Below are 23,334 nucleotides of genomic sequence, written 5' to 3' on the forward strand. Positions count from 1 at the left end.
TCCGTCACATGTCAGAGCGCAAGCCGATCGAATCCTGGCTCACCGACATGGACGGTGTCCTCGTCCACGAAGGCACCCCCATCCCCGGCGCCGAAGCCTTCATCAAGCGGCTGCGGGACTCCGGCAAGCCCTTCCTCGTCCTCACCAACAACTCCATCTACACCCCGCGCGACCTCCAGGCCCGGCTCTCCCGGATGGGGCTCGCCGTGCCCGTCGACAACATCTGGACCTCGGCGCTCGCGACCGCCAAGTTCCTGGACGTCCAGCGCCCCGGCGGCACCGCGTACGTCATCGGCGAGGCCGGTCTCACCACCGCGCTGCACGACATCGGCTACATCCTCACGGACCACGACCCGGACTACGTGGTGCTCGGCGAGACCCGCACGTACAGCTTCGAATCCCTCACCAAGGCGATCCGGCTGATCAACGACGGCGCCCGCTTCATCTGCACCAACCCCGACGAGACGGGCCCGTCGGCCGAGGGGCCGCTGCCCGCCGCCGGTTCCGTCGCCGCGCTGATCACCAAGGCGACCGGCAAGGACCCGTACTTCGCGGGCAAGCCGAATCCGCTGATGATGCGCACCGGGCTGAACGCCATCGGCGCCCACTCCGAGACCAGCGCGATGATCGGCGACCGGATGGACACCGACGTCCTGGCGGGTCTGGAGGCCGGGATGGAGACCTTCCTGGTGCTGACCGGTCTGACAAAGCCGGCCGATGTCGACCGCTATCCGTTCCGGCCCTCCACGATCGTCGACTCGATCGCCGATCTGGTGGATCTGATCTGACCGGATCTGACTGAGTACTCGCTGGTCACAGCCGTGTACGGGGCTTTCCGAGGCCCGCTGCGGATGCGGGATCCGGCCGGACGCGTGAGGCTTCCTTCATCAGGAGGTTCACGATGCGTTCAGGCTTGCTCGCTCTCCGTGCCGCCGGACTGGTCGCCGCCATGGTGGCGGTGCCCGTCCTCGGTACCACCGCCGCCGACGCCCACGACTCCGTGAAGGCGACGGTCACGCCGTCCCCCGTCCGCCCCGGCGGTGAGGTGAAGATCAAGGTCACGGGCTGTGAGAACCCCCGCTCGGTGGCCGCGCGGTCCGATGTCTTCGTCGCCGACTCCGAGCTGGCGGGCCGTGGCGCTCTGCGCGGTGAGGCGAAGATCAAGTCGTCGACCGAGGACGGCAGGTACGAGGTCGACGTCTGGTGCGACGGACACGACCACCAGGGCGCGGCGGTCTTCGAGGTGGACCACGACCCGAAGCCCAAGCCGAAGCCGTCCGCCAAGCCCTCCACGAAGCCCTCCTCGAAGGCTTCCCCCAAGCGGTCCGTGAAGCCCTCCGTGAAGCCCTCCACGAAGGCTTCCGCCGAGCCGAAGCCCCCCATCAAGCCCTCCCTCAAGCCCTCCGTCAAGCCCTCCGTCAAGGCGTCCGTCAAGGCGTCCGTCAAGGCGTCCGTCAAGGCGTCCGCCAAGCCTGAGGCCGAACGCACCTCCGCCTCGCCCGTCGCGCCCGTCCGCGCCGGTGGCGGCGGCAGGACCGGCACCGCCGTGGCCGCCGACGAGGCGGGCCCCAGCACCCCGCACACCGTGATCGGTCTCGTCCTCGCCGGCGTCGCCGCCGTGGCCGTGGCCGTCCGCAGCGCGCGTCGGAGGCGTTCCGCCGCGCGGGACTCCGACTGAGACGACCGTCCGACCGAGACGACTGAGCCGACGAGACGACCGAGACGACTGAACAACCGAGACAACCGAGACGACCGAGACGACCGAGACGACTGAGACGGCGGAGAAGACCGACATGGCCGAGATGCCGACCACCCACCGCCCGACCGGTTCGGGCCGACTGCTCACCGGCGTCGCCTGGGCCGTGCTGCTGCTCGGCCTCTGGGGCTGGGGTGCCGACGGACTCGTCGGCACCTCCTCGCCCATGACCGGCGACGTCGCCGCCGTCGGTCGCCCGATGGAGCAGCGGCCCCCGGCGGCCCACGACTCGCCGGAGCCCGCCGAACCGCGCCGCGTGGACGTCCCCTCCGTCGGCATAAAGGCGCCGGTCGTCTCGCGCGGTCTCGACGTCACCGGGGCGGTCGAGCCGCCGCCGTACGAACGGCCCGGGACCGTCGGCTGGTACGGCAGCGGCGCCCGGCCCGGCGCCACGGGCACCGCGCTCTTCGTCGGCCACGTCGACACCCGCACCGAACCCGCCGTCTTCTACGGTCTGAGCGCGGCCCGGCCCGGCGAGAAGGTCCGGGTGACCCGGACCGACGGCTCGGTCGCCGAGTTCACCATCGACGACGTGAAGGTCTACCCGCGGGAGAAGTTCGACGCGCGGAAGGTGTACGGCCCCCACGAGCCGGACCGCGCCGAACTGCGGCTGATCACCTGCGGCGGGACCTTCGACCGCAAGAGCCGTACGTACACGGCGAACGTGGTCGTCTCGGCGTACCTCACCGATGTGAAAGAGGCACGTCACGATGGCTGAGCCGGCCTCCCCGCGGCCCCGCTGTCACAGCTCGCACACGAAGCCGAACGACCGCCGTTACGGCCCCGGCCTCTGTGCCAGGATGGAGATTCGACCGGTCTTGTCCGGGCAGGCGCAGGCGGCAGGCAGGGCAGGATCGAGGCGCCTGGGGGGCGGCTCCGACGAACGGGCACCGAGGGGGAGTGGATGTACGGCAGTAATTCCGGTCGCGAGCGTCGCAGTCTGAGAGTGACGGCGTGCGCGACGGCCACAGGAGCGGCGCTGCTGATCGCGGGCTGTTCCTCCGACGGCGAGGACAAGGGCGAGAAGAACGCCGCGTCGAGCCAGCAGCCGAAGGCGACCGACCCGTACTGGGTGAACCCCGACGGCAACGCGGCCAAGCAGGTCGCCGACTACACGAAGGACGGCGACGACAAGAACGCCGGCCTCATCAAGAAGATCGCCTCGCAGCCCGTCGGCGAGTGGATCGGCCCGGACAACCCCGAGGAGGAGGCCCGCGGTTACACGGAGGCCGCCGCCAAGGCCGACCGGGACGCCCTGCTGGTCCTCTACAACGTCCCGCACCGCGACTGCGGCCAGTTCTCGAAGGGCGGCGCCGCCGACGGCGACGCGTACCGGGCGTGGGTCGACAAGGTCGCCAAGGGCATCGGCGACCGGCGGGCCACGGTCGTGCTGGAGCCGGACGCGCTGCTGCACCTGGTGGACGGGTGCACACCGCAGGAGTTCCACGAGGAGCGTTACGACCTGCTGAAGGGCGCCGTGGAACGGCTCAAGCAGCAGCCGGCCACCTCGGTCTACCTGGACGCGGGCAACGCGGGCTGGCAGTCGCCCGACGCGCTGTTCGAGCCGCTCCAGCGGGCGGGCGTCGACGCGGCGGACGGCTTCTCGGTCAACGTCTCGAACTTCTTCCCGACCGACGTGAGCCAGGAGTTCGGCAAGAAGCTGTCGGCGAAGGTCGGCGACAAGCCCTTCGTGATCGACACCAGCCGCAACGGCAACGGCCCTTACACGGGCGGCGATCCGAGCGAGAACTGGTGCAACCCGCCCGGCCGCGCGCTCGGCGAGCCGCCGACCACCAAGACCGGCGACCCGCTGGTGAAGGCGTATCTGTGGATCAAGCGCCCGGGTGAGTCGGACGGCGACTGCAAGGGCGGGCCGAAGGCCGGAGACTGGTATCCGGAGTACGCCCTGGAGCTGGCGCGCAACGCCAAGTAGCAGATGGCGAGTAGCACGGAGCGAGTAGCAAGTAGCGACCAGCACGGAGCGAGTGGCGGTACGACGTGGGCGGGCCCGTACGAGTACGGGCCCGCCCACCATCACCACACGCCTGAGGGCTACGGCACTTCGACCCACACGCCCTCGGACGGCGTGCCCTTGTCGTCCGTCACGAAGAGCATGTACCAGCCGGCCGGCACCAGCGCCTGGTTCTTCGGCACCGTCACCTCGATCCCGTCCGCCGTCTTCTCCATGTCCAGCGCGATCGACCGCTGTTCGACATCGGTGACATGCGTGACGGCGCTCGGCCGCAGCAGCTTCGCGGACTTCAGCGACGCGGCGTCCTTGGTCTTGAAGACCCCGGAGTCGCCGTGCTTGATCTTCTTCGGCCCGTCGGTCAGCGTCGGCTTGGAGTCCCGGAAGAGATACGGCGGGGTGTAGATCTCGATCCGCTGCTCGAAGACGCCCGGCTTGGTGTTCGCCTTGTCGGCGTAGAGCGAGTCGGAGCCGAAGATCATGACGCGGCCGTCGGGCAGCAGGAGCGAGCCCGAGTGGTAGTTGCGGCCGACCTCGGGGTCGGCGACGCGCGTGTACTTCCCCGCCTTGGGGTCGTACATCCGCGCTTCGAGGATGTTGGAGCCGCCCCGGCCCCGGTAGTCCTCGGCGCCGCCCGTCACCAGGACGGAGTCGTCCGGCATCAGCGACGCGCTGGGGTAGCGGGTGCCCTTGTCGAGTGCGGCGCCGTCCTTGAACTCCGGGTCGTCCTCCTTGAGATCGACCAGCCGGGACTTCTCGCTGGACTTCTCGGACTCGCCGACGCCACCGCCGCCGATGACCATGAACTTCTGGTCCTGCGCGGGCGGCAGCATGACGGTCGCCGACGTCTCCATCGTGTCCGCGTCGCTCAGGCCCGGGATCTTCTCGAACTTGTTCGTCTCCAGGTCCCAGATGCCGGGCTTGCGGCCGACGTCGGCGGGGCCGTAACCGGCGTTGGAGCCGCTGTAGAACAGCTTGCCGTTGTCCATCAGGAAGATCGCCGGGTAGGTGGGGAACTTCCGGATGATCCCGGTGTACTCCCACTCCTTGGTCTCGGGGTCGTACACCTCGTCCTTGCCGGGGACGATCTGCCCGATCTCGTCCAGGCCCGACAGCGCGAGGACCTTGCCGTCCTTCAGCGTGGTGAGGGTCGGATACCAGCGGGCCTCGTTCATCGGGTCCACTTTGATGTACTTCTCGGCGATCGGGTCGAACTCGAAGGCGTCCTTGATGCCTTGGAAGTCCTTCTTGTCGAGCGCGAGCTTCTGCGCGATGCCGTAGACGTTACGGGCGTCGGCACCCTTCATGCCCTGCACCCGGTAATTGTCCTCGGTGCCGGTCTCGTACTTCTTCCCGGACTTCCGGGCCTCGACGTAGATACGGCCCAGTCCGGGCTCGGTACGCTGGAAGGCGCCGGTCACCGGGTCGAATATCTTCTTCGCCTTCTCGACCAGGACCGGGTCCTTGGACTCGAAGGTCTTGCCGTTCTTCTTGCCGGTGAACATCGTGCCCGCAGGCAGTGTCATCGGCTTGTCGGGGTCCTCGTTGTGGACCACCATCAGGCCGCCGGCCTTGGTGGTGTCGCCCTTGAGCTTCTCGTACCGCTTCGTGCCGCCCGCCACCAGGAGCTTGCCGTCGGGCAGTTGGGTGTGCCCGGAGCAGAACATGTCCTTGGGCGTCGGGATCATCTTGAAGTCGTTCGTCGCCGGGTCCCAGAGGACGGACTCGAACTTGTTCGCGTCGAAGTTCTTCTGGTTGTTGCCAGACCCGGCTATCAGCAGCACCTTGCCGGTGTGCAGCAGTGACGCGTGAATCGAATTGATCTTGAATTTCGACGGGACGTCGAGAAAGTCCCAATGGCCGTTCGCGGCTTTGTAGTCGGGCCGGTTGATCTTGTAGTCGTGGTACTGCTCCGAACCGAACCGCCACATCGCCGGCCCGTTCATCCCGGCCACCACGACCACCACCGCGGCACCTATCGCGATGCGACGGGCGCGATTCCTGCGATGGTTCGGCCGGACGGGAAGCGCACTCATTGCTTAGGTCCCCCAAGGGAAATCTGTACGGTCTGGTCGAGGGCCCCGGGAGGCGTCTGCGGCGGTGCCTGCGGAACGTGCGGTGCCTGCGGCTGGGCCGGGGCCTGCTGGGGAGCCGACGGAGGCGTACTCCCGCCGCCCCGGTGCGACCCGTGCTTGCGGCGCTTCTTCTTCTCCGCCCGCATCCCCAGACGCCAGACGATGATCGGCGACGCCGTGATCAGCAGCGCCAGCGACGCCCAGGTGATCATCGCCGGATGGTCGTGCCCGAAGTAGAAGGACGAGCCCAGCGATCCGGCGAAGACGAGAATGAAGAACAGATGGATCCGGAACGTCCCGAACAGCGTGTCCGGGCTGGACGAGTCGCCCTTGGGCGTCACCACGAAGCTGCTCTTGCGGCGCAGTACGGCGTCGAGCAGTGAGCGCGCGTAGATCGGCGCGGAGAGCGCGGACATCGCCATGCCCGCGAGACCACCGGACCCCTCGGGCTCGTGCGGCGAGACGTTGTGCCGCCGGTTCCAGATGTAGAGGCCGATCTGGAGGGCCGACGCGTTGCCGTACAGCATCATCCAGATCGCCGGGTCGATCTGCACACCCGAGGCGCCCATGCCCAGGAACAGGGCGCAACTCAGCGCCGCCAGGATCCAGTTGAGCGCCGACATCGGGTAGAAGATGATCATCATCGTGTAGTTGAAGAGCTTGCCGGGCGGCAGGGTGGTGAAGCCCCGCCAGTACTGCTTGAGGATCGTCTCGTACGTGCCCCGCGACCAGCGCAGCTGCTGGGTGAAGAAGTCCGTCCAGGCGGTCGGGCCCTCACCGACGGCGAGCACGTCCGGGGTGTACACGGAGCGCCACTTGTTGCCGGTCTGCGGGTTCTTGGCGCGGTGCATCTCGAAGCCCGTGGCCATGTCCTCGGTGATCGAGTCGTACAGCCCGCCGATCTGCTTGAGCGCCGAGATCCGTACGGCGTTGCTCGTGCCGACGAACATGGGCGAGCCGTAGCGGTTGCCCGCGCGCTGGATCAGGGCGTGGAAGAGGAACTGCTGCGACTCGGCGGCCTTCGTGACGAACGTGTCGTAGTTGCCGTACACCTGCGGGCCGATGACGAAGCCGACGTCCGGGTCGCGGAAGTAACCGAGCATCCGCTCCAGGTAGTTGGCCATCGGGACATGGTCGGTGTCCACGGACGCGAAGAAGTCGTAGTCGTCGCCGTGCGCGTCGAGCCAGGCGTTGTAGTTGCCGTGCTTCGTCTTCGCGCGGTGCGCGCCCTTCGTCTGGTTCCACTTCGCCACGCCCTTGCGCGAGAAGTGGTGCACACCGAGCCGCGCGCAGACCTCCTTGACGGCGGGGTCGTCGCCCTCGTCGAGGAGCCAGACGTGCATCAGCCCGCGGTGCCGGATCTTGACCGCGGCCTCCAGCGTCTTCGTCACCATCTCCAGGGGCTCCTTGCCCGGCACGAAGGAGGTGAGGAAGGCGACGCGGGTGCCGCTCGCCGGTACGACGGGGACGGGGTCACGCGCCACCAGCGTCGCGTGCGCGTTGGACAGCACGTTCATCGTGCGGAACAGCTCGATCAGTCCGATCGAGACGAGCATCACGATGTCGAGGATGAGGAGCGTGTCGTTCTTCAGGTTCGGGTCGCGCTCGGTCCAGTGCTGCGGCTGCATCAGCCAGGCGAAGAGACCGAGGGAGAGGAGCGGGGCGGCGCCGAGCAGCAGGGCGGCCCGGATCCGGTGCGGCTCCTGAGAGAGCAGCGAGCGGTACTGCACCTTGTACGGCTTGTTCGGGTCCGGCTGGGTGAGCGGCCCGGCGAGCCGGCTGTAGTGCTCGTAGTCGTACTTGGGCAGTTCCTTCTTGGCCCTGGGCCGAAGCCGGGATCCGCCGGTCCGCAACTGCGAGGGAACCCGGAGTTGAGTGGTCCGGGACGCGTCGTTGTTCGGCCGCTCGCCGTTCGGCGTCGACGTCATCAGTCATCCCCCCGCACGCATGCTGGTGCGTGATTGGTCGGTCGGTCCGGTAGGTCGCGCGCCACCGTCAGTACAGACACGCATCGGGACCTTCCGGTTGCATGATGCCGTTCACGACATCAGCCCATGAACGGGACCCCCACCCCGCTCGGTATGCAAACCGGAGCAAACTCTTCAGCTGCCCCAACTGCAAGAAACGCGTGCTTCTTTGGACCCGTCGGCTTCAGGATAGGTTCTACGACCCCCGCCAAGATCGCAAGAGTGAAAGATACTACTTGCGCGTCATATGACCGCATTGGTGTGCCGGTCGAAGTGGGAGCTGTGGCCGGACTGTGAAGTTGCCGCGAAGGCGACGCTGTCGCGCGATGCGATACGGGGGAAACGAGCGAGGCCCTCTCGCGTGATGCGAAAGGGCCTCAGCCGTGCGTGCGCCGCCAGGGACTCGAACCCCGGACCCGCTGATTAAGAGTCAGCTGCTCTAACCAACTGAGCTAGCGGCGCCTGCTGACCTGGAGAACTCTACCCGACGCTCCGGAGTGCTCCCAACCATTTGATGAGTGATGTGGCCTGTCGGATGGTCGTTTTTTACCTTTGATCCGTCAAAATGTGATTAGTCAGGACCGTTAGTGACTGACGCGCGTGCAACACCGCACAGCATCTTGTCGAGTGTGGAGGGGATCGCATGACCGCACCGGTCTTCGAGGAGTACGAACCCGCTTGCGACTGCCCCTGTGGTGGATGCGCCGAGCAACGCCGCCGGCTGGCCCAGGGCCTGTCCCTGCGCGCGGGCGGCCACCCCGCCGCCCACGGCGCGCGCCGCGCCCTGGTCCTCGTCACCGCCGCCGGCGTCGCCCTCGGCGCCACGGGCGTGGGCGCGGGTGAGGCCGACGCGGACACCGCGGGGCCCGCGCTCGGCACCGCGCAGGCGGACGAGGCGGCCACGACGACGGCCCCGGCGACGGCCACGGCGGTGAGCACGTCGGTGGGCGCGTCGGTGGCGTCGGCGGTGACCGCGGCGCCGACCGAACCGGATCCGACGAGTCCGCAGGGTGTGAGCGGCCCGCTGTACGGGCCCCCGTCGGCGGGACCGTCGCCGGACCACTCGGTCGAGACGCTGCGCAGGACCAGCCGCGCCGACATCATCAACCGCGCCAAGCTGTGGGTGGACGCGAAGGTCCCCTACTCCATGACGAAGTACTGGTCCGACGGCTACCGCCAGGACTGCTCCGGTTATGTCTCGATGGCCTGGAACCTGGACGGCAACGAGTGGACGGGGAGCCTGTCCCACTTCGGCACCCGGATCGCCAGGGAGGACCTGCAGCCCGGCGACATGCTGCTGTTCCACAACCCGTCCGACCCCACCAAGGGGTCGCACGTGACGCTCTTCGGCGGCTGGACGGACTACACGCACACGTACTACCTCGCGTACGAGCAGACGAAGCCGAGCACGCGGGCGCAGTCCACGCCGATGGCGTACTGGAACAATTCGGCGAGTTACGTCGCGTACCGCTACAAAGGCGTGACCGGAGGCAACAGCGGCAGCACGGCGGACACGCCGAAGCCGGTGGCCTTCCCCGGTGCGAAGTCCTTCGGGCCCGGCGCCGACAACGCGAACGTGACCCGGCTCGGCGAGATGCTCGTCGCCCGGGGCGGCGAACGCTTCTACGACGTGGGCCCCGGACCCCGGTGGGGCGAGGCCGACCGGCGTGCCACCGAGGCGTTCCAGCGGGCGCAGGGCTGGCGGGGCGCGGAGGCCGACGGGCTGCCGGGACCGGACACCTGGCGGTATCTGGCGAACGGGCTCGGCAAGGACATCCCCACGGCCGGAGCGACGGCGGGGGCGGGCGGCCCCGGCGGTACGAGCGCGCGGCCGGAGTACCCGGGCGCGGGGCAGTTCCGGCCGGGCCGGTCCGGCGCGCACGTCACCCGACTCGGCCACCAACTGGTGAAGCGCGGCTACGGCAGCCACTACGTCTCGGGCCCCGGCCCGCGGTGGGGCGAGGCCGACCGGCGCAACGTGGAGGACTTCCAACGGGCGCAGGGCTGGCGCGGCAGCGCCGCTGACGGGTACCCCGGCCCCGAGACTTGGCGACGACTCTTCGCATGACGACGGAGGCAAGGATGACCACACAGACATCGCAACCGAACGGCGACGGACAGCTGCTGCGGGGCGCGCCGGCGCTGCGGGCGGCGGCGCGCAACGCGCTGACGGCACGAGGGCCGGCGGAGCCGGTGGATTCGGTCGAGCCCGTGGAGCTGATCGAGCCCGTGGATCCCGTGGACCCGGTCGAGCCGCCCACTCGGGCCGAAGTCCCGGCGGAGCGTCCGGCGGTCGCCACGACCGGCTGGAACGAGGCCGGCTGGTACCAGAACGTACGCCTGCTGGCGGGGCCACCGGCCGAGCCCGATCCACCGCACGAGGGGGAGCCGCCGGGACCCGTGGCGACGGCGGAGCGCCCGGAGATGTTCGCGAAACGACCCGCGGAGACGGAACTCGCCGCGGAGCCCGACCCGGAGGCTTGTTACGGCGGGACGGTGCCCGAGGTCGCGGCGATCGTGGAGTGGGTGTCCGCCGAGAAGGAACGGGAACAGGAGCCGGACCCGGTGCCGGTGGAACCGCCGGCGGAGGCGGAAGCGGAGACGGAGGCTTCGACGCGGTCGGCGTATGCCGAGCCGGCGGTCGTGGAGCCGGCGGCCGTGGAGCCGGAGGCCCGCCCGGAGTGGGAACCGGCGGATGACGTCGTGGAGTCCGCCCCGACCGGGAGCGACGCGCCCGGTGAACCGGAGGCGGAGCCGGAGCCCGAGGCGGCCGACGTGCCGCACTCGCGGGGCGAGTCCTGGGCGTTGCCCACCAAGAACGATCCTCCGGGCGTGGACACGGCCGGCGAGGACCTGTACGTCGCCGCGCCCACGGCCGATGACGGCCCGTCAGCGCCGCACGCGGAGCAGGACGCCGTCCCCGCCGACGAGAGCGTGGCCGCGCCCGCCCAGGTGCCCGCGACCGATGACGATCCGTCGGCCACCGGCACCGACCCGGTCGACCCGGTCGACCCGGCCGACTCCGCCGCGCCGGACGAGCCCAGCGGGATCCCCGCCCCCCTGTGGGACGTCTCCGTGCGGGCCGGGTCCGGGGCCGCCATTCCCACCCGGGCCTCGGTCACCTTCGACAGCCACCGCTGGAGCCCGCTCATCGTCGGTGAGGCCACCCACGAGATCCCCGTCCATCTCCTCTTCCGCGACGACGAGTCGCCCGTCCCGGCCGCCGGACGCCCGCGCGCCCGCCGCGCGCCCGTCGTCTCCGCCCCCGTCCTGCCGCCCGTTCTCGCCCCCGCCGCGACCGCGCGCCCCGCGACGCCCGTGGACACGAAGCTGGTCGAGCGGCCGGGGCCCACGCTGCCCGGCTGGGCGGCGGCGCTCGTCGGTGTCGCCGGGCTGTTCGGCTGCGTGGCGGTGCTCTGGTGGGTCGGGGCCGTGCCCGAGGCGCTGACGGAGATGTTCGGGCTGGTCTCGAATCCGTACTACGGCATCGGCATCGGTATGTGGGCACTGCTCACCGTCGCCGTGACGCTCACGCTCTTCGCCTTCGGCGGGCTCGGCCGGGGCCGGGTCGGTCACGCCTGGGTGCTGACGCTCTTCGGTGAGTACCGGGGGAGCGTGCGGCGTACGGGACTTCTGTGGGTCAGCCCGCTCCTGCTGCGCCGGCGTGTGGACGTACGGCTCCGGCACTGGCGCAGCGAGCCGATGCCCGCGGTCGACGCGAACGGTACGGCGCTGCGCGTCGTGGTCCTGGTGGTCTGGCGGGTCAGGGACACCGTCCGGGCGGCGCTCGGGGTGCGCGACCACGAGGAGTATCTGCGTGAGCAGGTCGAGGCGGCGATGGCGCGGGTGCTCTCGCAGTTGCCCGCCGACGCCTTCAACGAGGCCGCGCCGACGCTGCGTAACGCCGAGGTGGTCGGCGAGGCGCTGACCCGGATGCTGTCGGCCGAGTGCCGGCCCGTCGGGCTGGATGTCTTCTCGGCGCAGCCGACGCGGATCGAGTACGCGCCGGAGATCTCGGCCGCGATGCAGCGCAGCCGGATCGCGGCGATCGACGCCAGGCACCGGGACACCGTGCTGACGTCGGTGGTCGACGCGGTGGACGACACCGTGCACCGGCTGACGTCGCGGGGGCTCGTGGAGCTGGACGACTACGAGCGCAAGGTCCTGGTGAAGGATCTGACCGTGGCGTTCTACACCGGCAGGCACGGTCTGAACGAGGGGAACTGACCGTTCCGCTGGGGTTGATTGGTCTGGACCTTTCTTGGTCGTTGTTATGGACACGGTCAACTTCGGTCAATACTCTGTGCCTTGGTCTAGACCTGATTGCGCAGTCAGGAGTCACCGCACCACCGCGTCACCAGCAGCATCCGCACCACCGCACCACCGATTCACCGCACGCGTGCAGCACGGCTCACCGAACTCCCCACGGTCCCTGGAGCGAGAGCATGCGAAAGAAGAGAATCAGCGCCGCCGTACTCGGTCTCGCGGTGGCAGGCGTGTCCCTGCTCGCCACCGGAAGCGCGACCAGCCACGGCTACACCGATTCACCGATCAGCCGTCAGAAGCTGTGCCAGAGCGGCGCCGTCACGGGCTGCGGAAACATCCAGTGGGAGCCGCAGAGCGTCGAGGGCCCCAAGGGCTTCCCGGCCGCGGGTCCCGCCGACGGAAAGATCTGCGCGGGCGGCAACGGCCAGTTCGCGCAGCTCGACGACCCGCGTGGCGGCAACTGGCCCGCCACCAACGTCACGGGCGGGCAGGGCTACAGCTTCCGCTGGCAGTTCACCGCCCGGCATTCCACGTCCGACTTCCGCTACTACATCACCAAGAACGGATGGGACCCGACCAAGCCGCTCACCCGCGCGGCCCTCGACCCGCAGCCGTTCATGACCGTGCCGTACGGCAACCAGCAGCCGCCGGCCACGCTCGTCCACCAGGGCTCGATGCCCACCGGCAAGACCGGCAAGCACATCGTCCTGGCCGTCTGGAACGTCGCGGACACCACCAACGCGTTCTACGCCTGCTCGGACGTCAAGTTCTGATCCACCCGGGCCGGTTGGGCCCGGGGAAGTTCCGCACGACGCAGTTCCATCAGCATGTGACCGGCGAGGGTCTGCTTCATCGCTGACGGGCCGGGCCGTCGTACTTGGGGTGTGTGCCGCAACCCGCGTGCGTCGGCCCGGTTCTGCTCCGCCGGTCCCCGCCGCGGTCAGATGGCCAGCGAGAGCACCATCGGGGCCGCGCCCCGGTTCAGGGTGTCCGCCGCCGAGCGCAGCCGGTGCGCGTGCTCGATCGGCATCGACAGGGCCAGACAGCCGACCGCCGAACCCGCCGTCAGCGGCACCGCCGCGCAGACCGTGCCCACCGCGTACTCCTGGAGGTCCAGGATCGGCACCGTCGCCGGCTGGCTGTCCAGCTTGGAGAACAGCACACGCTCGTTGGTGATGGTCCGTGAGGTGAGTCGCGCGATCTTGTGCCGGGAGAGATGGTCCCGGCGGCTCTTCTGGTCGAGCTGGGTGAGCAGGCACTTGCCGACGGCGCTCGCGTGCGCCGCCGAGCGGAAGTCCACCCACTCGTTGACCGCGGGCGCGTCCGGCCCGTCGGCGAACTGGGTGATCTTGACCTCGCCGTCGATGTACCGGCTGATGTAGACCGCCGCCCCGACGGAGTCGCGCAACTCGCTGAGCGTGTTCTGGAGTTTGGTCTCCAGGGCCTCCTCGCGGGTGCTGCCGGAGCCGAGCAGGACCAGCGAGTCCCCTATGACGTACGCGCCGTCCGAGACCTGCTCCACATAGCCCTCGCGCCGCAACATCGCCAGCAGCGGGGCGAGATGGCCCGTCGGCAGACCTGTCTCGCGGGCGATCTGGAGATCCATGACGCCACCGGCGTGCTTGGAAACCGTTTCGAGGACGCGCAGGACATAGTGCACCGAGTGGAACGGCGCGGTCGGCTCTGGCTTCAGCGCCACGGTTTCCCCCTAGCAGGTTGTGACCGCAAGCTTCTCTACCACGATAGCCGTCAAGGGCCCTTTCCGGGGCAGCTGTTGACCAGAATGACGCCCCTCCCGACGGCCTCATCTGGGGCGTATCGCATTGGCATATGCCAGGGTCACAACCACCCCGGAGGCCGGCCGCGGAAACGGGGGAACCCGGTCCGCTGAACGAGGACCGGGTTCCCCCGAATTCGGCGAGGTCTCGCCTGCGTGAATGCGCCGGGCGTACGCCTGTGGCGCCGCTACGGCGCGCATCCGCACCGCTACAGAACCGCGCTCAGGAACTCCCTGGTGCGCTCGTGCTCCGGGTCGCTGAACATCTTCTCCGGCGGCCCGGACTCGATGACCCGACCGGCGTCGAACATCAGTACGTCGTCGGAGATGTCGCGCGCGAAGTTCATCTCGTGCGTCACGCACAGCATCGTGATGTCCGTCGTGCGGGCGATGTCCCGCAGTACGTCGAGGACCCCCGCGACCAGCTCCGGGTCGAGCGCGGAGGTGACCTCGTCCAGGAGCAGGACCTGCGGCCGCATCGCGAGCGCCCGCGCGATGGCCACCCGCTGCTGCTGCCCGCCCGACAGCTGGCTCGGATACGCGTCGCAGCGGTCCCCGAGTCCCACCAGGTCGAGCAGCCCACGCGCCCGCTCGTCGGCCTCGTCCGTGGACAGGCCGAGCACATGCACCGGCGCCTCGGTGACGTTCCGCAGCACCTTCATGTTCGGGAAGAGGTTGAACTGCTGGAACACCATGCCTATGTTCTTGCGCACCTCACGGACATGGCGCTCGCCGGCGGGGACGAGTTTGCCGTCCTTCTCCTCGTGCGTGAGGTAGTCGCCGGCCACCTTGATGGTGCCCTCCTCCGGCCTGATCAGCGTCATCAGGAGTCTGAGGATCGTCGTCTTGCCCGATCCGGAGGCGCCGATCAGCGTCACGTGCTTGCCGGAGTTGACCGTGAAGTCCAGTGAGTCCAGGACCGTGTTGGACCCGAAGCGCTTGGTGACCTTGTCGAAGCGGATCAGCTCGCTGCCGTCGGCGGCGGGATTGGCCGTTTCCTTGTTGGCCGTGTCCTTCGGGGTGTTGAGGGGAGTGCTGTCAGCGGACAAGGCGACGCTCCAATGCTCGCATGAGAAGGGATGCCGGATAGGAGATGACGATGAAGGCCACACCCACGACGGTGAAGACCTCGACCGTCAGGAAGGTCTCCGAGGCGAACTGCCGTGCCTCGCCGAGCATTTCCAGTACTCCGATGACGAAGAGCATCGGAGTGTCCTTCAGCATCGCGATGACGTAGTTGCCCAGCGCGGGCACGACGCGCCGGATCGCCTGCGGGAGGATCACCGCGCCCCAGGTGCGGGACCTCGGCAGGTTGAGTGCCTTGGCCGCCTCCCACTGGCCGGCCGGGACGCCGTCGATGCCGGCCCGGTAGACCTCGGCGGTGTACGTCGAGTAGTGCAGGCCCAGGCCGACCACACCGGTGACCATGGCGCTGAGCGTGACACCCCACTCGGGGAGCACGTAGTAGAGGAAGAACAGCTGCACCAGCAGCGGGGTGTTGCGGACGAACTCGGTGATGATGTTCACCGGCCAGCGCACCACCGCCAGGCCGGATCGCTGGGCCATCGCCCAGACGAGACCGAGCGCGAAGGCGAGCAGCGCGCCCAGGACCAGTGCCTGGAGCGTGACGAGCAGGCCGTCCCAGAACATCGGCATGAAGTCGCCGACCGCGGACCAGTTCCACTGCATCAGCGCTCACCTCCCGCGGGCGCCGGAACGGCGTCCTGCTTCTGCTGGGGGATCTCGGCCTTGCGCCCGGCCCACCATGACGTCTTCTCGGGGCGCTGACCGATCCCGGCCTTCGCCTGCCGCTCCAGGACGCGCATACCGCGCGTGAGCACGAAGGCGAGCACGAAGTACATCAGCAGGATGACCGTGTAGACGGGCGCGCTCTGACCGGTCGCGTTACGCACCAGCGACGCACCGAAGGCGATGTCGGCCACGCCCATGATGGAGACCAGTGCCGTGCCCTTGAGCAGCTCGATCAGCAGGTTGTTGAACGGCGGGATCATCTCCGGCCACGCCTGCGGCAGGATGATCTTCCGCAGTTGCTGCGCGGGCGTGAAGCTCAGCGCGATCCCCGCCTCGCGCTGGGCGGGGGCCACGGCCTGCACCGCGCCCCGGACGACCTCGGAGCCGTACGCCCCGTAGGTGAGCCCGAGCGCCAGGGTCGCCGCCCAGAGGGGGACCAGCTGCCAGCCGAAGCCCAGCGGGAGTACGAAGAAGATCCAGAACATCAGGATCAGCGCGGACGTGCCGCGGAATATCTCGAAGTAGGCCCCGGATATGAAGCGCACGATCCACAGCCGGTGGGAGCGGGCGAGTCCGACGACCAGCGCGACCACGGCGGCCAGTGCCGCGCTGAAGATCGTCAGCTGGACGGTGATCCAGACACCTTCGAGGAGAAGTTTCCACAGGCCCCAGGTGATCTCACTCATGGCGCGCACTTCTCCTTCGCCGTGATGGTCGTCATCTGGTCCTTCGTGAAGCCGAAGGGCCGCATGATCTCCAGGAGCTCGCCGCTCTTCTTGAGCTTGTGCAGCTCGCGGTTGAAGGAGTCACGGAGGTTGGTCTCCGGGGACCGGAAGGCGAAGCCGCCGACGTCGATGACGGGCTTGCCGTCCACGATCGGTGTGACCTCCTTGGTCGCCTCGGCCCGGGTGCTCTCCGCCTCCTTGATGACGTTGAACACCGTGACCGCCGTGCCGGCGAAGACATCGACGCGGCCCTGCTCGACGGCGAGCAGCCCGGCCAGCTGGTCGGGCAGGGTCGTGATGCTCTTGACCCCGGCCTCCTCCGCGTAACCGATCTCCGCGTAGCCGACACCCGTCGCCATCTTGGCGCCGGCCTCGGCGATGTCCTGGTAGCTGTGCAGATTCTTCGGATTGCCCTTCGGCACGATGAACGCGTCGAGCATCTGGTACTCGGGGTCCGCGAAGATGACCTGCTCGCAGCGTTCCGGGTTGATGTACATCCCGGCGGCGACCACATCGAACTGGAGCGAGTTCAGCCCGGTGATCAGCGAACCGAACTCCGTGGCGAAGGGCTGGACGCTGTCCACCCCCAGCTCCTTGAAGATGCGCGACGCGATGGCCGGCGCGGAGCCGGTCATCTCACCGTCCTTGCCGATGTAGCTGTACGGCTGCTCACCGGCCAGCCCGAGGCGAACGGTCCCCTTGGCACGCAACTGGTCCAGGAGGGTCCCCCCGTCCCCGGTGTCGGCGGTGGCCACGCGGCTGCAGCCGCTGGTGGCCCCGACCGCCCCCGCGACACCGAGTGCCGCGGCACCCGCGAGCAGCGAGCGGCGCCGGAGTCTGCTTCCCGTGATTCCCGTGCTTCCTGAGTTGTTCCCCTTTAGTGGAGCCATAGGCGCGCGGCTACCCGGATCGCCCGAGGGTATGCGGATCATTTTCGGACCGATATGCCTATCGTTACCAACGGGGAGTCGGGTCCGTCCGGCCCGGCATTCGCACGGCCGGGGCGGGTATTCATGGCCGGACACAGGCTGAACCGAACCGACGAGAAGGGCGCGAAGAACCTATGAGCGACCGTTTCATCGAAGTGTCGTTGGACAAGCGCGGCGTACGCTGCACCGCCAAACTCCTCGACGACCTGGCCCCGATCACCTGCGCCGCGGTGTGGGACGCGCTGCCGCTGGGCGGTGACGTCTATCACGCCAAGTACGCGCGCAACGAGATCTACGCGCTGATGCCCGGGTTCGCGGCCGAGGAGCCGCCGTTGGAGAACCCGACGGTCACCCCCATTCCGGGCGATCTGTGCTATTTCACCTTCTCCGACACGGTGCTGGGCACCACGTCGTACGGGTACGAGGAGCAGGCCGCCCACCGGGGCCGCCGTACCGTCGTCGACCTCGCGCTGTTCTACGAGCGCAACAACCTGCTGATCAACGGCGACACGGGGTGGATCCCCGGCATCGTCTGGGGCTCGGTCGTCGAAGGGCTCGACGAGATGGCGGAGGCGTGCCAGGACCTGTGGCGCGCGGGCGCGGTGGGGGAGACCCTGAACTTCCGCCGGGCCTGAGCGCCGGGCCCGCCCGCCGGCCCGGCTCGCCCTCAATCGCCGGGCGGGCTTCACATGCGGCCCGGCCGCCAGGCGGGCCCGGTCGGCGATCCGCCGGCCACAGGACCTACGCCCCCGTCGGGGCCGGGAGCGCCGTCGCTCCCGACTCGTACAGCGCGTGTGCCGCCCGCATCACCAGCGCGTCCGCGTGGCGGGCGCCGATCAGCTGGAGGCCGATCGGCAGCCCGTCCGCGTCCACCCCGCACGGCACGGTCGCCGCCGGCTGCTGGGTCAGGTTGAAGGGATACGTGAACGGGGTCCAGCCGGTCCAGCGGCGGTGCCCAGAGTCCTTCGGCGTCTCGACGCCCGCCTCGAAGGCGGTGATCGGCAGGGTGGGCGTGACCAGCAGGTCGTACGTCTCGTGGAACCGGCCGAGCCGCCGGCCCAGCTCCATCCGCGCGTCCACCGCCGCCAGATAGTCCAGCGCGCTCTCCCGCGACCCGGCCGCCACGATCTCCCGGAGCCCCGGATCGAGCAGCGCGCGCTGCTCCTCGCCCAGCGACTGCGTCACCCGCGCCGCACCCGTGAACCACAGCGTGTGGAACGCCTCCACCGGATCCGAGATGTCCGGGTCGGCCTCCTCGATGTACGCGCCCAGCTCCGCGAGCCGCCCCACCCCGCGCCGTACCGCCGCCGCCACGTCCGGCCGCACCGCGACCTGCCCGCCGAACGACGGCGAGTACCCGATCCGCAGCCCCGCCACCCCCTGCGACAGGGCGGCGCGGACACCCGGCGCCGGGGCGAGCTGCGACCAGTCGCGCCAGTCCGCGCCGCTGATCACATCGAGCAGCAGCGCCGCGTCGGCCGCGTCGCGCGCCATCGGCCCGGCGTGCGCCAGCGTGCCGAACGCGCTGGACGGGTAGAGCGGGATACGCCCGTAGGTGGGCTTGAGCCCGAAGACGCCGCAGAAGGACGCCGGGATCCGGACCGAGCCGCCGCCGTCGGTGCCGATCGACAGCGGACCCGCGCCGAGCGCCACCGCCGCCGCGCTGCCGCCGCTCGATCCGCCGGCCGTCCGCGACAGGTCGTACGGATTGCGGGTCACCCCGCTCAGCGGCGAGTCCGTCACGCCCTTCCAGCCGAACTCCGGGGTCGTCGTCTTGCCGATCAGGACCGCGCCGTTCTCGCGCAGCCGGGCCACGGCGGGCGCGTCCTCCGGCCAGGGACCGGCCGGATCGATGGTCCGCGTCCCGCGCAGGGTCGGCCCGCCGCGCTGGAGGAACATGTCCTTCACCGAGACAGGCACCCCGTCGAGCAGCCCCTGCGGCGCCTTTCCGCGCCATCGGCCGGTGGACGCCTCGGCGGCGGCCAGCGCCTCGTCGGCGTCGACCCGGACGAAGGCGTTGACGAGCGGCTCGACCGCCTCGATCCGTTCCAGGGTGGCGCGCACCACGTCGACCGGCGAGAAGTCGCCCTTCTCGTACCCGGCCAGCAGCTGTCGTGCGGTGAGATCGGTGAGGAACATGGACTCAGTCATGCATGGGGACGTACCCACGTTTCTTGTCCACCACGTTAGGCAATGGCTCTCCGGACGCCCAAATGTCGTAAAGACCGACGAACTGCTCGCCCAGTCGGTCCCGCCAGCCGACGGTGTCACCGCTCATGTGCGGCGACACGATCAGTCCGGGCACATCCCACAGACGGCTGTCCGGTTCGAGCGGCTCCGCCTCGAACACATCGAGGGCGGCGCCCGCGATCCAGCGCTTGGACACGGCGTCCACCAGCGCGTTCTCGTCGACGAGCTGGCCGCGCCCCACATTGATGAAGCGCGCCGACGGCTGCATCAAACCGAAGAGACGCGCGTCGAACATGCCGCGCGTGCTCTCCGTGAGCGGCGCCGCGCAGATCACCCAGTCCGAGCGGGTCAGCAGCCGGTCGAGCTGGTCGGCGCCGTGGATTCCCGGGCGCGCCGTGCGCCCGGTGATCGCCACCGTCACGCCCAGCGCCTTCAGGGTCTCGGCGATCGCCCGGCCGATCGGACCCGCGCCGACGACGGTCGCGCGGCTGCCGGCGACCCGCAGTCCCTCGCGGTGGCGCCAGCGCCGCTGCCGCTGGAGTTCGAGAGTTCCCGGCAGGTCCTTGGCCATGGCAAGGACAAGACTTGCCACGTATTCGGCAATGGGCTCCTCGAAGATGCCCCGGGCGTTCGTCACCAATGTTTCGGAGTTGATCAACTCCGGGCAGAGCAGCCGGTCCACACCGGCGCTCGCCGTGTGGACCCAGCCCGGCCGCGGGCCGTCGCCCGGCCAGGCGAGACGGATCGCGTCCGAAGTGAAGTCCCACGCCAACAGGACGTCGGCCAGGGGGAGTTGGGCGGCGAGGTCGGACTCGTCCGCGTACCGGATCCGGGCCCGGCCGGTCAGCCGGCCGAGGCGCGGCGGCGGGTCGGCACCCAGGACGAGAAGCGTCGGTTCGGCCATCGGGAGGGCCCTTCTGAGCGGGGCGGGGATTTCCCCGAGGAAAATTCGGTGCAACGTATTTCCTGTGCGGATTGACCACGCTCGCATTCAGCTCCTACCGTCGTCAACAACAGCCAAAGGGGGCCGTGCGATGGATGTCTCCTTTCTGGGCGGACCACAGCCGCAGCGTGGTGTCGGTGTGGTCGCCCCATTCGATTTCGCTCTCGACCGCGAACTCTGGCGTTGGATGCCCGACGAGATCTCGCTGCGCCTGACGAGGACCCCTTACGTCCCCGTCGAGGTGTCGCTGGACCTGGCCAGGCTCGTGAGTGAGCACGAGACCCTCGGAGAGGCGGTGAGGGCCCTAGGCGCGTCCGAACCAGAGGTGATCGCGTACGCCTGCACATCAGGCAGCTTCGTCGGCGGTATCGGCGGCGAGCGGGCCATGTGCGAGGCGATGGACAGAGCGGGCGAGGTGCCCTCGCTCACGACGTCGGGCGCGCTGCTGGAGGCGCTCGAAGAGCTGGGCGCGAAACGGATCGCGCTGGTCACGCCCTATACGGAGTCGGTCACCGAGTCGCTGGAGGAGTACCTGGCGGAGGCCGGGGTAACCGTCACGGGTCGCGCTTTTCTGGGGCTGACCCGGCACATCTGGAAGGTGCCGTACCGGTCGGTCGTGGACATGGCGCGGCAGGCCGTCGTCGGTGCGGCCGACGCGCTGTTCATCAGCTGTACGAACCTGCCGACGTACGACGCGATCCCGCAGTTGGAGGCTGAGCTGAGGATGCCGGTGCTGTCGGCGAACCAGGTCACGATGTGGGCGGCCCTGCGCAGAATCGGCGCGCACGCGGTCGGTCCGTACCAGGGCCTGCTGCTCAACCCGCCTCCGGTGCGCCATGTGCCTACGCTGGAGGGGATGGGAGAACTTCCCGAGATCTCGGGAATCTCCGAGGTCCCGATCGCCGAGATCGCGCGGATCAACGAGATCTCCGAGATCAGCGACATCCCCGGTATCGCGGAGATGGAGCGGATGGAACCGGTCCAGCAGATGCAGGACAGCCAGCCGGTCCAGCCCGGTGAGTGGGCGCAGCCCTCCCAGCCGGACGCTCCGACCGAGGAACAGGAAGGGTGGACATGACGACCGTCGGACTTCTCTACCCCGGCCACTCCGCCGAGGACGACTACCCCCGTCTGGAGATGCTCTTCGACAGCGACATCAGACTGCCCCTCGTCCACACCGACATCGGCGAGGACGCCCACCGGGTCGACGCGCTCCTGGAAATGGGCGCGGCGCGGCGGCTGGCGGACGGCGTCGAGGAGCTGCGGATGGCGGGCGCCGAGTCCGTGGTCTGGGCGTGCACGAGCGGCAGCTTCGTGTACGGCTGGGAGGGCGCGCACGAGCAGGCCCGGAAACTGGCGCTGGAGGCGGGACTGCCGGCTTCGAGCACGTCCTTCGCCTTCGCGCACGCGGTCCAGGCGCTGGGCGCGACCCGGGTCGCGGTCGCCGCGACCTATCCGGACGACGTGGCGGGTTACTTCGCCGCCTTCCTGAAGGCGGCGGGCATCGAGGTGGTCTCCACGCGCGGCAGCGGCATCATCACGGCGGCCGAGGTCGGCACGTGGGGCCGCGACGAGGTACTGGCCCTGGCCCGCGAGGGCGACCACCCGGACGCGGAGGTGGTCCTCCTCCCGGACACGGCGCTGCACACGGCGGCGTACCTCCCGGAGCTGGAGGAAACCCTGGGCAAACCGGTCCTCACCGCGAATCAGGTGACGGTCTGGGAGGGCCTGCGGCTGGTGGAACGCCGGGCGTGGGCGCCGAAGCTGGGCACGCTGTTCGCGAGCAAGCCGTAGTGACGTTCTCCCGCCCGCCGCGCGGCGGGTGGGAGGCGCACGGGCGGCGGGAATAAAACGGAGCGGGCCTCCTGTTGGTGCGGGTTGTACGCAGATCCCGCACCAGAAGGGCCCGCACCGGTGGTTGACGCAATTCGAGGTACGGCGCTGGGCAGCGCGCCCGTGCCGCTGTCCGTACTGGATCTGGTCACCGTCGGCAGCGGGAGCACCGCGCACGAGTCCCTGCGGACCAGTGTCGAGATCGCCAAGCTCGGCGAGCGCAGGGGCTACCACCGGCACTGGGTCGCCGAGCACCATTCGATGCCCGGCGTCGCCTCGTCGTCGCCCGCCGTGATCCTGGCCCATCTCGCCGCCCACACCGAGCGCATCCGGCTCGGCTCGGGCGGCGTCATGCTGCCCAACCACGCGCCGCTGGTCATCGCCGAACAGTTCGGCACCCTGGAGGCCCTCGCCCCCGGCCGGGTCGACCTCGGGCTCGGGCGGGCGCCCGGCACCGACGGGGCCACGGCCGCCGCGCTGCGCCGTACCGACCGGCTGAACGAGGGCGCCGACGACTTCCCGCAGCAGCTCGCCGAACTCACCCGCTTCCTGGACGACGACTTCCCGAACGGGCACCCGTACTCCCGTATCCACGCCGTCCCCGGCCCCGTCCAGGGCCCCGCGGCCCGGCCGCCGATCTGGCTCCTCGGCTCCTCCGGGTTCAGCGCCCGGCTCGCCGCGACGCTCGGGCTGCCGTTCGCCTTCGCGCACCACTTCTCGGCGCAGAACACCATCCCCGCGCTGGACCTCTACCGCGAGTCCTTCCGGCCGTCCGCCGTGCTCGACGCCCCCTACTCGGTGATCGGCGTCGCCGCCCTGGCCGCCGAGGACGAGAACGAGGCCCGCCGCCAGGTCCTGACCGGCGCGCTGTCGATGCTGCGGCTGCGCACCGGGCGCCCCGGGCTCGTCCCCACGCCCGAGGAGGCGGAGGCGTACAGCTTCAGTCCTCAGGAGCGTGACTTCGTCGACGGCTGGCTGACGAACATGGTCCACGGCACCCCGGACGCCGTCCGCGCCGGACTCGACGACCTCCAGAAGCGCACCGGCGCCGACGAGTTGATGCTCACCGCCAACGCCCACGGCGGTGAGGCACGGCTGCGCAGCTACGGCCTGATCGCCGACGCGTACGGCCTGCCGGCCTGACCGAGTCCG

At 69.6% G+C, this 23,334-nt stretch carries 20 protein-coding genes and 1 tRNA gene; 11 read left to right on the top strand and 10 right to left on the bottom strand.

What is annotated here, in order from left to right; genetic code table 11:
- Nucleotides 1-8 precede the first annotated feature (8 nt).
- The 4 genes from ACFUN8_RS04035 to ACFUN8_RS04050 all read left to right on the top strand — a co-directional run bounded on the left by ACFUN8_RS04035 (nucleotide 9) and on the right by ACFUN8_RS04050 (nucleotide 3,689).
- Entirely contained in the window at nucleotides 9-788 is a 780-nt protein-coding gene (locus ACFUN8_RS04035; RefSeq protein WP_382563381.1) for an HAD-IIA family hydrolase, read from the top strand.
- Nucleotides 789-901: 113 nt separating this feature from the next.
- Complete coding sequence (locus ACFUN8_RS04040; protein ID WP_383631052.1) at nucleotides 902-1,678, top strand: hypothetical protein; 777 nt, start codon at nucleotides 902-904, stop codon at nucleotides 1,676-1,678.
- Nucleotides 1,679-1,802: 124 nt separating this feature from the next.
- On the top strand, nucleotides 1,803-2,474 hold the full coding sequence (locus ACFUN8_RS04045; RefSeq protein ID WP_383631238.1) for a class F sortase: 672 nt from the start codon (nucleotides 1,803-1,805) through the stop codon (nucleotides 2,472-2,474).
- A 186-nt stretch (nucleotides 2,475-2,660) separates the two neighbouring features.
- Nucleotides 2,661-3,689 (top strand): glycoside hydrolase family 6 protein, encoded by a 1,029-nt coding sequence (locus tag ACFUN8_RS04050; protein ID WP_383631055.1) that lies wholly within the window; start codon nucleotides 2,661-2,663, stop codon nucleotides 3,687-3,689.
- 119 nt (nucleotides 3,690-3,808) lie between these two features.
- Here the strand turns inward: ACFUN8_RS04050 and ACFUN8_RS04055 are convergent, their stop codons facing one another.
- From ACFUN8_RS04055 to ACFUN8_RS04065, 3 genes are all read right to left on the bottom strand, one after another.
- The gene (locus tag ACFUN8_RS04055; RefSeq protein ID WP_383631058.1) at nucleotides 3,809-5,761 is read right to left on the bottom strand and encodes a galactose oxidase-like domain-containing protein; all 1,953 of its coding nucleotides are present in this window, start codon (nucleotides 5,759-5,761) and stop codon (nucleotides 3,809-3,811) included.
- On the bottom strand, nucleotides 5,758-7,728 hold the full coding sequence (locus ACFUN8_RS04060; RefSeq protein ID WP_383631061.1) for a glycosyltransferase family 2 protein: 1,971 nt from the start codon (nucleotides 7,726-7,728) through the stop codon (nucleotides 5,758-5,760). Before ACFUN8_RS04060 ends, ACFUN8_RS04055 begins: the two co-directional genes overlap by 4 nt.
- 427 nt (nucleotides 7,729-8,155) lie before the next feature.
- Nucleotides 8,156-8,229: transfer RNA gene (locus tag ACFUN8_RS04065), tRNA-Lys, on the bottom strand.
- 181 nt (nucleotides 8,230-8,410) lie between these two features.
- Here ACFUN8_RS04065 and ACFUN8_RS04070 point away from each other — a divergent pair.
- The 3 genes from ACFUN8_RS04070 to ACFUN8_RS04080 all read left to right on the top strand — a co-directional run bounded on the left by ACFUN8_RS04070 (nucleotide 8,411) and on the right by ACFUN8_RS04080 (nucleotide 12,806).
- Entirely contained in the window at nucleotides 8,411-9,835 is a 1,425-nt protein-coding gene (locus tag ACFUN8_RS04070; protein ID WP_383631064.1) for a peptidoglycan-binding protein, read from the top strand.
- A 14-nt stretch (nucleotides 9,836-9,849) separates the two neighbouring features.
- Nucleotides 9,850-11,994, top strand: coding sequence for an SPFH domain-containing protein (locus ACFUN8_RS04075; protein ID WP_383631067.1), 2,145 nt, complete (start codon nucleotides 9,850-9,852; stop codon nucleotides 11,992-11,994).
- Nucleotides 11,995-12,212: 218 nt separating this feature from the next.
- A complete protein-coding gene (locus ACFUN8_RS04080; RefSeq protein WP_383631070.1) occupies nucleotides 12,213-12,806 on the top strand; it encodes a lytic polysaccharide monooxygenase in 594 nt (197 codons plus the stop codon).
- A 167-nt stretch (nucleotides 12,807-12,973) separates the two neighbouring features.
- Here the strand turns inward: ACFUN8_RS04080 and ACFUN8_RS04085 are convergent, their stop codons facing one another.
- The 5 genes from ACFUN8_RS04085 to ehuB form a co-directional block, all read right to left on the bottom strand.
- Nucleotides 12,974-13,732 carry an IclR family transcriptional regulator gene (locus ACFUN8_RS04085; RefSeq protein ID WP_383631073.1) on the bottom strand — a complete coding sequence of 253 codons (759 nt, stop codon included), beginning with the start codon at nucleotides 13,730-13,732 and terminating at the stop codon, nucleotides 12,974-12,976.
- A gap of 287 nt (nucleotides 13,733-14,019) precedes the next feature.
- Nucleotides 14,020-14,859 (bottom strand): ectoine/hydroxyectoine ABC transporter ATP-binding protein EhuA, encoded by an 840-nt coding sequence (gene ehuA / locus ACFUN8_RS04090; protein ID WP_383631076.1) that lies wholly within the window; start codon nucleotides 14,857-14,859, stop codon nucleotides 14,020-14,022.
- On the bottom strand, nucleotides 14,849-15,499 hold the full coding sequence (gene ehuD / locus ACFUN8_RS04095) for an ectoine/hydroxyectoine ABC transporter permease subunit EhuD (protein ID WP_383631079.1): 651 nt from the start codon (nucleotides 15,497-15,499) through the stop codon (nucleotides 14,849-14,851). Before ehuD ends, ehuA begins: the two co-directional genes overlap by 11 nt.
- Nucleotides 15,499-16,248, bottom strand: coding sequence for an ectoine/hydroxyectoine ABC transporter permease subunit EhuC (ehuC, locus tag ACFUN8_RS04100; RefSeq protein ID WP_383631082.1), 750 nt, complete (start codon nucleotides 16,246-16,248; stop codon nucleotides 15,499-15,501). The genes ehuD and ehuC overlap by 1 nt, the downstream gene beginning before the upstream one ends.
- The gene (gene ehuB, locus ACFUN8_RS04105) at nucleotides 16,245-17,177 is read right to left on the bottom strand and encodes an ectoine/hydroxyectoine ABC transporter substrate-binding protein EhuB (RefSeq protein WP_383631085.1); all 933 of its coding nucleotides are present in this window, start codon (nucleotides 17,175-17,177) and stop codon (nucleotides 16,245-16,247) included. The genes ehuC and ehuB overlap by 4 nt, the downstream gene beginning before the upstream one ends.
- A 173-nt stretch (nucleotides 17,178-17,350) precedes the next feature.
- Here ehuB and ACFUN8_RS04110 point away from each other — a divergent pair, with 173 nt between their 5' ends.
- Complete coding sequence (locus ACFUN8_RS04110; RefSeq protein WP_382563404.1) at nucleotides 17,351-17,851, top strand: DUF3830 family protein; 501 nt, start codon at nucleotides 17,351-17,353, stop codon at nucleotides 17,849-17,851.
- A gap of 106 nt (nucleotides 17,852-17,957) precedes the next feature.
- On the opposite strand, the gene ACFUN8_RS04115 is transcribed toward ACFUN8_RS04110, so the two are convergent.
- Both ACFUN8_RS04115 and ACFUN8_RS04120 read right to left on the bottom strand, forming a co-directional pair.
- Nucleotides 17,958-19,367 (bottom strand): amidase, encoded by a 1,410-nt coding sequence (locus tag ACFUN8_RS04115; RefSeq protein WP_383631088.1) that lies wholly within the window; start codon nucleotides 19,365-19,367, stop codon nucleotides 17,958-17,960.
- Nucleotides 19,360-20,310 carry a D-2-hydroxyacid dehydrogenase gene (locus tag ACFUN8_RS04120; RefSeq protein WP_383631091.1) on the bottom strand — a complete coding sequence of 317 codons (951 nt, stop codon included), beginning with the start codon at nucleotides 20,308-20,310 and terminating at the stop codon, nucleotides 19,360-19,362. Before ACFUN8_RS04120 ends, ACFUN8_RS04115 begins: the two co-directional genes overlap by 8 nt.
- A 130-nt stretch (nucleotides 20,311-20,440) precedes the next feature.
- Here ACFUN8_RS04120 and ACFUN8_RS04125 point away from each other — a divergent pair, with 130 nt between their 5' ends.
- The 3 genes from ACFUN8_RS04125 (at nucleotide 20,441) to ACFUN8_RS04135 (ending at nucleotide 23,325) form a co-directional block, all read left to right on the top strand.
- Entirely contained in the window at nucleotides 20,441-21,427 is a 987-nt protein-coding gene (locus ACFUN8_RS04125) for a decarboxylase (protein WP_383631094.1), read from the top strand.
- Entirely contained in the window at nucleotides 21,424-22,143 is a 720-nt protein-coding gene (locus ACFUN8_RS04130) for a decarboxylase (protein WP_383631097.1), read from the top strand. Before ACFUN8_RS04125 ends, ACFUN8_RS04130 begins: the two co-directional genes overlap by 4 nt.
- A 120-nt stretch (nucleotides 22,144-22,263) precedes the next feature.
- Nucleotides 22,264-23,325, top strand: a complete 1,062-nt coding sequence (locus ACFUN8_RS04135; RefSeq protein ID WP_383631100.1) for an LLM class flavin-dependent oxidoreductase — start codon at nucleotides 22,264-22,266, stop codon at nucleotides 23,323-23,325.
- The last annotated feature ends 9 nt before the right edge of the window (nucleotides 23,326-23,334 follow it).

Source organism: Streptomyces sp. NPDC057307 (assembly GCF_042667665.1).
Classification (GTDB): domain Bacteria; phylum Actinomycetota; class Actinomycetes; order Streptomycetales; family Streptomycetaceae; genus Streptomyces.